Here is a 14,057-nt window from a genome sequence, read left to right as displayed (position 1 = left end):
ATGGAGTGCCAATGTCGGACACGATCGCGCCCCGGTACGCCGGCACCCGCGTCCAGCGGGTGGAGGACCTCCGGTTGCTGACGGGCCGCGGCGGCTTCGTCGACGACATCTCGCGGCCCGGCATGCTGCACGCCTGCTTCGTGCGCAGCCCGTTCGCGCGCGCGAAGATCAACGGCATCGACGCCTCGGCGGCGCTGGCGCTGCCCGGGGTGCGCGCGGTGTTCACCGCCGCCGACCTCAACCCCGACGTCAAGGAGGCGTGGCACGCGGTCGCGGGCAAGGACGTCCCCGACACCCCGCGCCCGCCGCTGGCCGAGGGCGAGGCGAAGTTCGTCGGCGACCCGGTCGCGCTGATCGTCGCCGAGAGCCGCTACATCGCCGAGGACGCGCTGGAACTGGTCGACGTCGACTACGAGCCGCTGCCGGCCATCGTCGACTTCACCCAGGCGCAGTCCTCGGAGGTGTTGGTGCACGACACCTACGCGGACAACGTGGCGGGCGGCATGGGCGGCGCGCCGCCGGACGAAGAGGTCTTCGCCTCCGCGGCGTGCGTGGTGAAAGAGAACATCTACCAACAGATCTACGCGCCGGTGCCGATCGAGACCCGCGGGCTGGTCGTGGAGTGGGAGGCGGCCTCCGGGGAGCTCACCCTGTGGGCGTCCACGCAGACGCCGCACGAGCTGCGGGCGTTCTGCGCGCGGCTGTTGGGCATTGCGGCGCAACGGGTTCGGGTGATCATGCGCGACACGGGCGGGGCCTTCGGGCAGAAGGTGGTCCCGATGCGCGAGGACATGTGCATCATGCTGGCCGCCCGCAAGGTGCCGGCGGCGCTGAAGTGGATCGAGGACCGGCGCGAGAACCTGATGTCGGCGGGCCAGGCCCGCCACGTCGACGGCACCGGCCGGCTGGCGTTCGACGCGGAGGGCAACATCGCGGCCGTCGACATCGACTTCGTCCAGGACATCGGCGCCTACCCGACGCCGTACCCGGTGCTGACCACCGCGGCGATCGGCATGTTCTTCCCCGGTCCCTACCGCGTGCCCAAGGCCAGCTTCAACTACAAGACCGTCTTCACCAACACCAGCGGCCTGGCCGCCTACCGCGGCCCCTGGCAGTACGAGACGCTGGCGCGCGAGATCCTGCTCGACGTCGCCGCGCGCAAGATGAACATGGACCCCGTCGAGCTGCGCCGGCGCAACCTGCTGCGCCGCGACGAGATGCCCTACTTCAACCCCAACGGCATGCCGTACGACCACGTCGCCCCCAGCGAGACGTTCGAGCAGGCCGTGAAAATCCTTGACCACGAAGGGTTTCGCAAGGAACAGCGCGAGGCGCTGGCCCAGGGCCGCTACCTGGGCCTGGGTTTCTCGGCCTACATCGAGCCGACCGGCGCGGCGACGGGCCACCTGGCCACCGAGGGCTGCACGGTGCGGATGGAGCCGACGGGCAAGATCAACGTCTACGTCAACGGCGGCTCGAGCGGTAACAGCCTGGAAACCACCGTGATTCAGCTGACCGCCGACGCGCTGGGCGCCGACATCGACGACGTCTCCACCATCCAGGGCGACACCGCGATCACGCCGTACGGCGCCGGGACCCAGGGCAGCCGCAGCGGGCCGATGACCGCCGGCGCGGTCGAGGAGGCCGGCGGGATCCTGCGCGAGAAGATCGTGGCGCTGGCCGCCCAGCATTTGAAGGTGGCGGAATCCGAAGTGGTGCTGGCGCATTCGACCGCCGCGGTGCGCGGCGACCCGTCGCGGCAGGTGACCTTCGGGGAGCTGGCCTACGTCGCGTACTACTCGCCGCAGGCGCTGCCGCCGGGCATGTCGCCCGAGCTGGAGGCCAGCGCCCGCTACGTCGCCAAGGCGCCCATCCTGTGGTCCAACGCGACGCACGCCTGCACCTGCGAGGTGGACGTGGCCACGGGCAAGGTCACGCTGCTGCGCTACATCGTCAGCGAGGACGTGGGCCCCATGATCAACCCGGCCATCGTCGAGGGCCAGATCGCCGGCGGCACCGTGCAGGGCATCGGCGGCGCGCTGATGGAGGACATGGCCTACGACGACGACGGCAACCCGCTGGCCACCACGTTCGTCGACTACCTGCTGCCGACGGCCACCGAGGTGCCGCCCATCGAATTCGGGCACGTCGAGATCCCCGGCCCCGGGCCCGGCGGGTACAAGGGCGCCGGCGAGGGCGGGGCCATCGGCTCGGTGCCCGCGGTGATCAACGCCATCAACGACGCGCTCGCGCCGCTGGGGGTCACGATCACCCGGCTGCCGGCCAGCCCCGCGTCCATCGCGGCGCTGCTGAACGAGGCGGCCCAGTGAAGCCCGCCGCGTTCGACTACCACCGCCCCGACACCATCGAGGACGCGGTGCGCCTGCTGGCCGAGCTGGGCGACGACGCGAAAATCATTGCGGGCGGGCAAAGTCTGGTCCCGATGCTGTCGATGCGCCTGGCGTACTTCGACCACCTCATCGACATCTCGAGGCTGAGCGAGCTGCGCGGCATCGAGGCGCGGGGCTCGGAGCTGTGGATCGGCGCGGGCACCACCGAGGCCGTCGTGGGCGCCGACGCCCAAGTGCGCCAAGCGGTTCCGTTGCTGAGCCGCGCGACGCCGTACGTCGGGCACTTCCAGATCCGCAACCGCGGCACGCTGGGCGGCTCGGTCGCCCACGCCGACGCCGCCGGCGAATACCCGGCGGCCGCTCTGGCGCTGGACGCGGTGATCGAGGTGCGCTCCCCGCGCGGGCGGCGCGAGATCGCCGCCGCGGACTTCTTCGTCGGGCTGTGGGAGACCACGATGGAACCCGACGAGGTGCTGACCGGGGTGCGGTTCCCGGTGCGGAACGGCCGGTCGGGGTTCGCGATCCACGAATTCTCGCGCCGCCACGGCGATTTCGCGATCGCGGGCGCGCTGGTCGCCGTCTCGCTCGACGACGACAACCGGGTGTCGCGCTGCGGGATCGGGCTGCTGGGCCTCGGTGCGACCCCCCGGCGCGCGGCGGCGGCCGAGGCCGCGGTGATCGGCAAGCCGATCGGCGAGCTGGTGCCCGAGGAGATCGGCCGGGCCGCGATGACCGGGCTCGACGACATCCCGAGCGACCTGCAGGGCTCGGCCGACTACCGCACCCAGGTGGGCGCCGCCATGGCCGCGCGCGCCTGGACCGAAGCCATCGAGGAAGCGAGGGCGGGCAATGCCTGAACAACCGGTCCAGCTGTCGGTGAACGACACCCCGATCACCGCCACCGTCGAACCGCGCATGACGCTGGCGGACTTTTTGCGCGACAAGTGCGGTCTGACCGGCACCCACCTCGGTTGCGAGCACGGGTCGTGCGGCGCATGCACGGTGCTGGTGGACGGCGCGGCCGTGCGGTCGTGCCTGATGTTCGCCGTCCAGGCCGACGGCCTGGAGGTGACGACGGTCGAGGGCGTCGCGGCGCCGGACGGCACCCTCTCGCCGGTGCAGTCGGCGCTGCGGGAGTGCCACGGGCTGCAATGCGGTTTCTGCACACCGGGTTTTGTGATGTCGCTGACCGCGCTGCTGCGCGACAACCCCGACCCCACCGACGACGAGATCCGCGAGGGGATCTCCGGGAACTTCTGCCGCTGCACCGGTTATCAGGGCATCGTCGCCGCCGCGCATCGCGCGGCCGAGCTGCAATCGGTCACGCAGCGGTAAACCTGCGCCATCGACTCGGCATCGATAAGCCCGCGGTTACAGTAACTTTCGCGGTGCCATGCGTACTCTATGCGCTGAGATCGGGGATTTTCTCAGGAGCGGCGGGTGCAGGTATCGCAACAGGCACGGCGAAGTCTGGCCGGGTGCTCGGTGCTGCTGGCCGGACTCGCGATGGTGTCGGGCTGCAGCTCCGTGATCGATGGCAAGCCGGTCGCAACGCCCGGCACGGGGCCGACCGAGCCCACCTTTCCCACGCCGCGGCCCACCACGGCGACGCCGGCGCCCGGCAGCCCCTCCCCCGCCCCGCCGCCGGGCCCGGGCGGCCCGACCACGCCGCCGGCGGGGTCGATCCCGCTGCCGCCCGACCACAACGGCTACGTCTTCATCGAGACCAAGTCCGGCATCACGCGCTGCCAGATCAACAAGGACGCCGTCGGCTGCGAGGCGCCGTTCACCAACTCCCCGCTGCAGGACGGTGAGCACGCCAACGGCGTCAGCATCAGCGCCGGCGGCAACGTGCAGTGGGTGCTGGGCAACCTGGGCGCCATCCCGACCGTCACCATCGACTACAAGACCTACGCCGCGCAGGGCTGGACCATCAACGCCTCCGCCGACGGCACCCGCTTCACCAACGACCACACCGGCCACGGCATGTTCGTCAGCGTGGAGAAGGTCAACACCTATTAGCCGCAATTAAGACAATTTGCGGTTGTGAATTCCTGCGCAATTTGGACGGTGTGGCGTTTAGCGGGTTCGCGCGATACTCTTTGCCGGCTTGAATGCGATCGGCGATGCGGCGGGAGACGGCAATGTCGGGTGTGTTCGCGGCGCCGGAACTGATCGCGACGGCGGCGACGGATTTGACGAATATCGGTTCGACGCTGAGTGCCGCGCACACCGCGGCCGCGGCCGCGACCGTCACGGTGCCGGCCCCGGCCGCCGACGCCGTGTCGGCCGGGGTGGCGCAGGTGCTGTCCGCGCACGGGCTCGACTACCAGGCCGTGGCCGGGCAGGCGGCGGCGTTTCATCAGCAGTTCGCGCAGAACATCTCCGCCGGAGCGGCGGCGTATGCCGGCGCCGAGGTCGCCAACGCCGCGGCGCTGCAACCGTTGAGCGCGATCGCCGGATCCGCCGTCGCCGCTGCGCCCCTCGATCCGCTGACCGCGTGGTTCGGCGCGGTCTTGAACCAGTTGCAAAATGCGGTTGGCGCCCTGATTGGTTCGCGTTGTCACCAATTCTGGGGCCGATTATCAACGCGGTGGCGGACGCGCTCGTGGGGGCGATTGTCAAAGCGATCTTCGGCTCGATCTGATCCGTTTCGGGCGCCGGCAATCCGGCGTTTGCTCGCCCCGGCCCGCCACAACCGGACCGCCGCGGCGGATTCGTCGCCGCCCGACGTACTGAGCGGGCCGGACGGCGGTGTCAGTACCATCGGTGCCGTGGCACGCAACGGCCCACCGGAGGACTTCCACAACCAGCAGACGCAGTACGCGAACTACGGCGCCCCGGGCGGGCCCCCGCAACCGGGGGGTGATCCGCCGCCGACGGCTGCGCCGCCGGAGGGGACGCCCGACCAGCCGCCCGCCGAGGCGCTGGACACCTTCGGCCAGGAACCCGAGCCCACCCCGTGGTACCGCAGGCCCGCGGGGATCGTCGGGTGGGTTCTGGCCGTCCTGGTCCTGATCGCGCTGATCGTCTACGGCCTCATGCAGCTGACCCAGGGCGGGCACGGCACCAGCCCGAGCACGAGCAGCACCACCCCGACCACCACCACGACGACGGCCACCACGACGCCTACTGCCACCACTTCAGAGCAGGCGCCCACCAGCAGCGCCGTCGAGCCCCCGGCGCAGCAGCCGACCCAGGAGCCCACGCACGCGCCCACCCAGCAGCAGCCGACGCACCGGCACCACCTGCCGCCGCTGCCGCCGGTGATCACCATTCCCGGGGTGCCGAACCCGGTCACGCTGCCGCCCGGGCTCTCGTAACCGGCCGGTGACCGGGTCGCGCCCATAGACTCGCTGGAGTGGGGTGTGGATTATGAGCCAGTCGCTGGGCTTGTCGATCGGTGCGGCCAACCTGGTTGCGGCGCGCGGGGGCGGTGCCCCGGTGGCCCGCAGTTCCGTGTTGACGCTGTTCGAGAACCGGCCGACCGAAATCGGCCTGCCGGAAGAAAACCCGGGCCTGACCGAACCGGGCCTGGTGATGCGGGGATTCGTCGAGCGGGTAGGCGACCCGGCCCCGCTGGTGGCCGCCGACGGCACGAAGTACCTCGGCGAGGTGCTCACGGTCGAGGCGATCGAAGCCATGGCGCGCGCGGTCGGCTACGGCACACCGGTCACCGTCGCGGTCCCCGCGTACTGGTCGCAGGCCCAAAGCACCGCGCTGCGTGAGGAATTCTTCGCCCAGCCGGATCTCACCCGCGGCGGGGTCGCACCGGCCCTGGTCTCCGACGCCGTGGCCGCGCTGGCCGCCCTGCGCGCCACCCCGGGATTCCCGGGCGGCGGCGTCGTCGCGGTGTGCGACTTCGGCGCGAGCGGCACCAGCCTGACCCTGATCGACGCCGGGAGCGCCCGCCAGATCGGTCCGTCCGCGCGCGACACCGAGCTGTCCGGCGACGCGATCGACCAGCTCGTCCTCGATCACGTGCGCGCCGCCTCGGACGCCGAGACCCGCGACGTCGCCGCCACCGCGCGGATCGGGGCGGGCAACCGCCTGCTCGGCGAGTGCCGCCGCGCCAAGGAGCGGCTGTCGACGGCAACGGCCGCCACCATCGCGGCGGACTCGGGGGATCAGGTCCGCCTCGCCCGCCTGGAACTCGAGCAGCTGATCACCCCGTCGCTGGAGCGCTTCGTCGATACCGTGGAAGACGCCTTGCGGCGCAACGGGATTCAGCCGCCCGGCCTGGCCGCCGTGGCGACCGTCGGCGGGGGCGCCGCCATCCCGCTGGTCAACGCGCGGCTGTCCGAGCGGCTGCGGGTGCCCGTTCACGCCGCGCCCCAGCCCGCGTTCGCCGCCGCGATCGGCGCGGCCGCGCTGGGTGCGCAGCAGGCCGCGGCGGGCGTCGCGACCGCCGCGAGCCCCATCCTGGAGAACCCGACCGAAGCGGTCCAGACGTCCCGGGTCTCCGGGGGCGAGCCGGCCCTGGCGTGGTCGCAGGACGCCGACGACGGTGCCGAGCCGGTGCCCTACACCGGACCCGACATGACCGGCGAATACAGCCGGGAGCCAACGGGATTGGCGCCCGCGGGCCGGGACCGCGCCGCCGCCGCGCCGCTGCCGTGGTACAAGCGCACGGCGCTGGTGTTGAGCGTCGTCGGCGCGGCCGCGGCGGTGCTGGTCGCGGTGGTGCTGGCGCTCACCCTGGGCCACACCAAGACCAGTCCGGCCAACACCACGCCGAGCCAGACGGGACCGCCACCGACGTCGCAGACGGTGACCATCACCGGTCCCGACGACAGCGCCACCGTCACCGTGCTCCCGCCCCCGCCGCCGGCGTCGTCGTCGTCGCAGCCGCCCACGTCGAGCACCACCACCAGCGCGCCGCCCACGACGAGCACGACCACCAGCCAGCCGCCCACCACGACGGCGACCACCACGAGCGCCGCGCCGACCACCACGTCGCAGGCGACCACCAGCGCCCCGGCGACGACGTCGCGGCCACGACCGGGGCTCCCGTTCCTGCCCCAGCCCTGAGGTCCGGTTTCATCAGCGCGGCATGGGTATTCCGGGCGGGTGGACGTTGTGGAGGCGGCGGGGTGACCGACTCGCTCGGGTTGTCGATCGGGGTTGCCAACCTGGTCGCGGCCCGCGCGGGTGGCGCGCCGCTGGCCCGCAGGTCGGTGCTCACCCTGTTCCCCGACCGCCCCAGCGACGTCGGTGAGCCGGATCCGCGCGCGAGCGAGTACGGCTCGGTGCTGCGGGGATTCGTCGAACGGGTGGGAGACCCCACGCCGCTGGTGGCCGCCGACGGGACGACGCATCGCGCCGAGGCGCTGACGGCCGAAGCTCTCGACGCGATGGCACGCGGGGCGGGCTACGGCGCGCCGGTCTGCGTCGCGGTACCCGCGTACTGGTCCGCCAACCAGATCGCCTCGCTGCGCGCGGCGCTGTGCACGCGGCCGGCCCTGACGCCGGCGGGCGGCCTGCCGCCGGTGACGATCCCGGACGCGACCGCCGCACTCGCGGCGCTGTATTCCGAACCGGGATTCCCGGCCGACGGCGTGGTGGCGCTGTGCGACTTCGGCGCCGGCGGCACCAGCGTGACCCTGACCGACGCGGCGTCGAACCTCAAGCAGATCGGCCCGACCGTGCGCTACGCGCAGTTCTCCGGCGACGGGATCGACGAGTTGATCCTGCGCAACCTGCTCACCGACGACGGCGACGACTACGACGACGAGCGGGCGGGCACCGACCCGATGGGGTCGCTGGCCCATCGGCTCGGGGAATGCCAGCGCGCCAAGGAACGGCTGTCGGCGGCCACGGTCACCGTCGTCCCGGCCGAGCTGCCCGGGTTCGGCCAGGACGTCCGGCTGTCCCGCGCCGAGTTCGAGCGCATGATCTCCGAACCGCTGGACCGATTCGTCTCGGCCGTCGAAGAAATCTTGCGCCGCAACGACATTGCGCGGTCGAACCTGTCCGCCGCCGCGACCGTGGGCGGCGGGGCGTGCATCCCGCTCATCACCGCGCGACTCGCGGAGCGGCTGGACGTGCCGGTGTTCACCACGCCCCAACCCGCGTTCAGCACCGCGACCGGCGCCGCGGAGCTGGGCCGCCACCGGCCCTCGCCCCCCGCCCCGACGGCCGCGGGCGCGCCGGCCGGCGGCCAGGAGACCGACGCCTCCCCGGCCGGGTGGGCGCTGCTGGCCGCCGGCGAGGCCGCCGCGGAATCGGCCGCCGATGGCGACCCGTCGGCGACCTACCGCGCCCTGGCGTGGTCGCAGGCCGGCGACTCGGGCGTCGAACCGATCCCCTACCTGGGCGACGACGAGCCCCCGCGGGCCCGCGCCGCCGCCGCACTCCGGGAGGGGCACTGCTACACCCGATCCACGCCGCTGCTGGTCCTGACCGGCGTCGCCGCCGTGGTCCTGCTGGGGATCGTCGTGGGGACGGTGTTCAAGGTGAGCACCACGAAGGTCCCGAAGCCGGCGCCGTCGATCGTCACCTCCTCGGTCAGGTCGTCGGCGATCGAGCAGACCTCCGAGCCGCCGCCACCGCCGCCCGTGCCGTCGACCACCGTGATCACCGTGACCACCGCGCCGCCCAGGACCCGGGCGACCACCCGCGCGACGCCGACGACCACGACGCCGTCGACCACCTCGGGGTCGGTGACCGCGCCGTGGCCGCTGACAACGCCGCCGACGACGACGCCGGTCACGCCCCCGGGGAGCTACTGAGGCGAGTTAGGGCAGCCTTTCTCGCGTCCGAAGCCGGGGAGATGTCACTATGAGCAGGGCCTAAGCAGGCAAAAGAAGGGGGTTGAGTACCCCCGTTGACTAGGCATTGGAGAGGTCTTCTGTGGACACACAGATGCTCATCAGACTGGTAGTGGGCTTGGGCATGACCGCGGTCGTGCTCCTGTTCGCCGCGCGGCGGGTCCTGTGGCTGTTCAAGCTGGTCACCTCCGGCAAACCGGCCCCGGGGCACACCGACAACGTCGGCGAGCGGATCTGGACGGAAATCGCCGAGGTCTTCGGGCAGCGCCGGCTGCTGAAGTGGTCGATCCCCGGCCTGGCGCACTTCTTCACCATGTGGGGATTTTTCATCCTGCTCACGGTCTACATCGAGGCCTACGGGCTGCTCTTCCAGGACAACTTCCACATCCCGATCATCGGGCGCTGGGACGCGCTGGGCTTCCTGCAGGACTTCTTCGCCACCGCCGTGTTCCTGGGCATCGCCACCTTCGCCATCATCCGGTTGCGCACCGAGCCCAAGGAGTACGGCCGCGGGTCACGGTTCTACGGCTCGCACACCGGCGGCGCGTGGCTGATCCTGTTCATGATCTTCAACGTCATCTGGACCTACGTGCTGGTCCGCGGGTCGGCCGTCAACAACGGCACCCTGCCCTACGGCAAGGGCGCCTTCCTGTCACAGCTGTTCGGCGTGATCCTGCGCCCGCTGGGCCACACCGGCAACGAGGTCTTGGAGACGGCGGCCCTGCTGCTGCACATCGGGGTCATGCTGGCGTTCCTGATCATCGTGCTGCACTCCAAGCACCTGCACATCTTCCTGGCGCCCATCAACGTCATCTTCAAGCGGCTGCCCGACGGGCTGGGCCCGCTGCTGCCGATCGAGGCCGATGGCAAGCCGATCGACTTCGAAAACCCGCCGGACGACGCCGAATTCGGCCGCGGCAAGATCGAGGACTTCAGCTGGAAGGCGATGCTGGACTTCGCCACCTGTACCGAGTGTGGGCGCTGCCAGTCGCAGTGCCCGGCCTGGAACACCGGAAAGCCGCTGTCGCCCAAGCTCGTCATCATGGACCTGCGCGACCACTGGATGGCCAAGGCGCCATACCTGTTGGGCGACAAGCAGACTCCGGCCGACAGCACCCCGGAGGGCGGGGTCGGCGAGAAACTGTCCGGCGAGAAGCACGCGCAGGAGCACCACGTCCCCGAGTCGGGCTTCGGCCGCGTCATGGGCTCGGGGCCCGAGCAGGCGACCCGGCCGCTGGTCGGCACCGAGGAGCAGGGCGGCGTCATCGACCCCGACGTGCTGTGGTCCTGCGTGACGTGCGGCGCCTGCGTCGAGCAGTGCCCGGTGGACATCGAGCACATCGATCACATCGTCGATATGCGCCGCTACCAGGTGATGATGGAGTCGGAGTTCCCCTCCGAGCTGTCGGTGCTGTTCAAAAACCTTGAGACCAAAGGCAATCCGTGGGGGCAGAACGCCGCCGACCGGACCAACTGGATCGACGAGGTCGACTTCGACGTCCCGGTCTACGGCCAGGACGTGGAGAGCTTCGACGGCTACGAGTACCTGTTCTGGGTGGGCTGCGCGGGCGCCTACGACGACAAGGCCAAGAAGACCACCAAGGCCGTCGCCGAGCTGCTCGCCATCGCCGGCGTGAAGTTCATGGTGCTGGGCACGGGCGAGACCTGCAACGGCGACTCGGCGCGCCGCTCGGGCAACGAGTTCTTGTTCCAGCAGCTGGCCGCACAGGCCGTCGAGACCCTGGACGGGGTCTTCGAGGGCGTGGAGACCGTCGACCGCAAGGTCGTGGTGACGTGCCCGCACTGCTTCAACACCCTGGGCAAGGAATACCGGCAGCTGGGCTCCAACTACACCGTGTTGCACCACACCCAGCTGCTCAACCGGCTGGTGCGCGACAAGCAGCTGGTCCCGGTCACGCCCGTTTCCCAGGACATCACCTACCACGACCCGTGCTACCTGGGCCGGCACAACAAGGTGTACGAGGCGCCGCGCGAGCTGATCGGCGCCGCCGGTGCGACGTTGACCGAGATGCCGCGGCACGCCGAGCGCAGCTTCTGCTGCGGCGCCGGCGGCGCGCGCATGTGGATGGAAGAGCACATCGGCAAGCGCATCAACCACGAGCGCGTCGACGAGGCGCTGGCCACCGGCGCGGCCACGGTCGCCACCGCGTGTCCGTTCTGCCGGGTGATGGTCACCGACGGGGTCAACGACCGTCAGGAGGAGGCCGGCCGCAGTGGCGTCGAGGTGCTCGACGTGGCCCAGATCCTGCTCGGGTCCCTTGAGTACGACAAGGCGACGCTGCCCGAAAAGGGCACGGCCGCAAAGGAAGCCGAGAAGCGCGCTGCCGAGGCCCCGAAGGCGGCCGCTCCCGTCGAGGCGCCGCCCCGCACCGAGGAGCCCGCGGAAGCACCGGCCGCCGAGCCGGAGAAGGCCGCCAAGGCCGCTCCCGCGCCCGCCAAGGGGCTGGGGATCGCCGGTGGCGCCAAGCGGCCCGGCGCCAAGAAGGCCGCCGCCCCGGCTGCCGAGGCGGCGGCTCCGGCGGCGCCCGCTGAGCCGGCTGCGCCCGCGGCGCCCGTCAAGGGGCTGGGCATCGCCGGCGGGGCCAAGCGGCCCGGGGCCAAGAAGGCCGCGGCGCCGGCCGAGGCAAAGGCGGAGGCACCGGCCGAGGCGAAGACCGAAGCCCCGGCCGAGGAACCCAAGGCTCCGGCCGCGCCAGTCAAGGGGCTGGGCATCGCCGCCGGCGCCAAGCGGCCGGGGGCCAAGAAGGCGGCCCCGGCGGTCGAGGCCAAGGCGGAGTCCGAGGCCAAGGCGGAGCCCGAGGCCCCGGCAGAACCCGAGGCCAAGGCAGAACCCGAGGCCAAGCCGGAGCCCGAGCCCGCCGAGGAACCCAAGGCCCCGGCCGCGCCGGTCAAGGGGCTGGGCATCGCGCGCGGCGCCCGCCCTCCCGGCAAGCGCTGACCGACCGCTTCGCCGAGCGTGCAGCTGTGGCGAATTTTTCGCGATTTTCCCGCGATTTTCCGCCACAGCTTCACGCTCGGCGAAAGGTCGGCCTCAGGAAGCCAGGCCGAGGAACACCATGAGCGACCGTTCGATGTCCGCCATGAGTGAGGCGGACACACGACCGATCCGCGCACCGAGGTTTGACCGACGCACAGTGGTGATCTTGTCGACCATGGCGAAGCTGGGTTGGGCAACGCCGGCTGTGGTCGGGACCTCGATGCGGGTGAGCACGACGCCGGGCACCGCCGTGGCGGTCAGCGGGATGACGACCACCGAATCCGTCGCGGCGAACAGGTCATCCTGCACAATGATCGCCGGACGCGGCTTGGCCGCATAGACGCCGCCCGACACCGTCCATAGCTCGCCGCGGTTCACTCGTCGTCCAAGCCAGCCAGGTCGTCCGAGATCGCCTCGACAAAATCCATGTCATCGCCGTGCCGGTCGGCCTCGGCGAGGGCCAACGCTTCCCGGTGCGCCTCGGCGGCAAACTGCGCCGACCGAACATCCGGCACCCACATTTGCACCGGCCGGTACCCGCGTTCGCGCATGCGCCGGCGGTATTCGGCGGCTCGGCCGGTCGACGTTTCGCCCATGCCGCCATGTTGCATGAAACGCATGTTGCATGCAACATGGCAAATTTGATTGGACAGCGATGGCACCATAGTTAGGTGACCACGCACCCGCTGCCCGCGCATACCGTCGGCCATCACCGGCAGCGGGCCTTCGCGCAGTCGTCCAAATTGCAGGACGTGCTGTACGAGATCCGCGGCCCGGTGCACCAGCACGCGGCGCGGCTGGAGGCCGAGGGGCACCGCATCCTCAAGCTCAACATCGGCAACCCGGCGCCGTTCGGCTTCGAGGCGCCCGACGTGATCATGCGCGACATGATCCAAGCCCTGCCGTACGCCCAGGGCTACTCCGACTCGCAGGGCATCCTGCCGGCCCGCCGCGCGGTGGTGACCCGCTACGAACTCGTCGACGGCTTCCCCCGCTTCGACGTCGACGACGTCTACCTGGGCAACGGCGTCTCCGAGCTGATCACGATGACGCTGCAGGCCCTGCTGGACAACGGCGACCAGGTGCTGATCCCGTCGCCGGACTACCCGCTGTGGACGGCGTCGACGTCGCTGGCCGGGGGCACGCCCGTGCACTACCTGTGCGACGAGACCCAGAACTGGCAGCCCGACATCGCCGACCTGGAGTCCAAGATCACCGAGCGCACCAAGGCGCTGGTCGTGATCAACCCGAACAACCCCACCGGCGCCGTCTACAGTCGCGAAATCCTCACCCAGATGGTCGATCTGGCCCGCAGGCACCAGCTGCTGCTGCTCGCCGACGAGATCTACGACAAGATCCTCTACGACGACGCCAAGCACATCAGCGTGGCCTCACTCGCGCCGGACGTGCTGTGCCTGACCTTCAACGGCCTGTCGAAGGCCTACCGGGTGGCCGGATACCGGGCCGGCTGGCTGGCCATCACCGGGCCCAAGGAACACGCCGGCAGCTTCATCGAGGGGATCAGCCTGCTGGCCAACATGCGGCTGTGCCCCAACGTGCCCGCGCAGCACGCCATCCAGGTCGCCCTCGGCGGCCACCAGAGCATCGAAGACCTGGTCCTTCCCGGCGGCCGCCTGCTCGAGCAGCGCGACACCGCCTGGACCAAGCTCAACGAGATCCCCGGGGTGTCCTGCGTCAAGCCCGAGGGCGCGCTGTACGCGTTTCCGCGCCTGGACCCCGAGGTGTACGAGATCGCCGACGACGAGCAGCTCGTGCTCGACCTGCTGCTGCAGGAGAAGATCCTGGTCACCCAGGGCACCGGGTTCAACTGGCCGCAGCCCGATCACCTGCGCATCGTGACCCTGCCGTGGTCGCGCGACCTCGCCGCCGCGATCGAGCGGCTCGGCAACTTCCTGAGCAGCTACCGGCCGTAACCTC

10 protein-coding genes and 2 pseudogenes are annotated in these 14,057 nt (G+C 71.0%); 10 read left to right on the top strand and 2 right to left on the bottom strand.

Features of this window, described 5'->3' with window-relative positions:
* Window positions 1–11 precede the first annotated feature (11 nt).
* The 9 genes and pseudogenes from AC5Y4Z_RS23475 (at window position 12) to AC5Y4Z_RS23435 (ending at window position 12,080) form a co-directional block, all read left to right on the top strand.
* A complete protein-coding gene (locus tag AC5Y4Z_RS23475) occupies window positions 12–2,330 on the top strand; it encodes a xanthine dehydrogenase family protein molybdopterin-binding subunit (protein ID WP_499967295.1) in 2,319 nt (772 codons plus the stop codon).
* A complete protein-coding gene (locus AC5Y4Z_RS23470) occupies window positions 2,327–3,208 on the top strand; it encodes an FAD binding domain-containing protein (RefSeq protein ID WP_499967294.1) in 882 nt (293 codons plus the stop codon). Before AC5Y4Z_RS23475 ends, AC5Y4Z_RS23470 begins: the two co-directional genes overlap by 4 nt.
* Window positions 3,201–3,686, top strand: a complete 486-nt coding sequence (locus tag AC5Y4Z_RS23465; RefSeq protein WP_499967293.1) for a (2Fe-2S)-binding protein — start codon at window positions 3,201–3,203, stop codon at window positions 3,684–3,686. Before AC5Y4Z_RS23470 ends, AC5Y4Z_RS23465 begins: the two co-directional genes overlap by 8 nt.
* Before the next feature lie 171 nt (window positions 3,687–3,857).
* On the top strand, window positions 3,858–4,373 hold the full coding sequence (locus AC5Y4Z_RS23460; RefSeq protein ID WP_499967322.1) for a hypothetical protein: 516 nt from the start codon (window positions 3,858–3,860) through the stop codon (window positions 4,371–4,373).
* Window positions 4,374–4,465: 92 nt separating this feature from the next.
* Window positions 4,466–4,765, top strand: a pseudogene (locus AC5Y4Z_RS23455) (PE family protein); the annotation flags it as partial.
* A gap of 360 nt (window positions 4,766–5,125) precedes the next feature.
* Window positions 5,126–5,674: a hypothetical protein gene (locus AC5Y4Z_RS23450; protein ID WP_499967321.1), complete on the top strand. Its 549-nt coding sequence runs from the start codon at window positions 5,126–5,128 to the stop codon at window positions 5,672–5,674.
* A 52-nt stretch (window positions 5,675–5,726) separates the two neighbouring features.
* A complete protein-coding gene (locus AC5Y4Z_RS23445) occupies window positions 5,727–7,382 on the top strand; it encodes an Hsp70 family protein (protein ID WP_499967292.1) in 1,656 nt (551 codons plus the stop codon).
* 62 nt (window positions 7,383–7,444) lie between these two features.
* Entirely contained in the window at window positions 7,445–9,082 is a 1,638-nt protein-coding gene (locus AC5Y4Z_RS23440; RefSeq protein ID WP_499967291.1) for an Hsp70 family protein, read from the top strand.
* A 133-nt stretch (window positions 9,083–9,215) separates the two neighbouring features.
* The gene (locus AC5Y4Z_RS23435; RefSeq protein ID WP_499967320.1) at window positions 9,216–12,080 is read left to right on the top strand and encodes a heterodisulfide reductase-related iron-sulfur binding cluster; all 2,865 of its coding nucleotides are present in this window, start codon (window positions 9,216–9,218) and stop codon (window positions 12,078–12,080) included.
* A gap of 93 nt (window positions 12,081–12,173) precedes the next feature.
* On the opposite strand, the gene AC5Y4Z_RS23430 is transcribed toward AC5Y4Z_RS23435, so the two are convergent.
* A complete protein-coding gene (locus tag AC5Y4Z_RS23430) occupies window positions 12,174–12,497 on the bottom strand; it encodes a type II toxin-antitoxin system PemK/MazF family toxin (RefSeq protein ID WP_499967290.1) in 324 nt (107 codons plus the stop codon).
* Window positions 12,494–12,715 carry an antitoxin MazE-like protein gene (locus AC5Y4Z_RS23425; RefSeq protein WP_499967289.1) on the bottom strand — a complete coding sequence of 74 codons (222 nt, stop codon included), beginning with the start codon at window positions 12,713–12,715 and terminating at the stop codon, window positions 12,494–12,496. The genes AC5Y4Z_RS23430 and AC5Y4Z_RS23425 overlap by 4 nt, the downstream gene beginning before the upstream one ends.
* Before the next feature lie 49 nt (window positions 12,716–12,764).
* Here AC5Y4Z_RS23425 and AC5Y4Z_RS23420 point away from each other — a divergent pair.
* Window positions 12,765–14,053 (top strand): annotated as a pseudogene (locus tag AC5Y4Z_RS23420) (pyridoxal phosphate-dependent aminotransferase).
* Window positions 14,054–14,057: the final 4 nt, after the last annotated feature.

The organism is Mycobacterium sp. NGS63, assembly GCF_059812295.1.
This window is presented reverse-complemented; position numbering and strand designations above follow the sequence as displayed.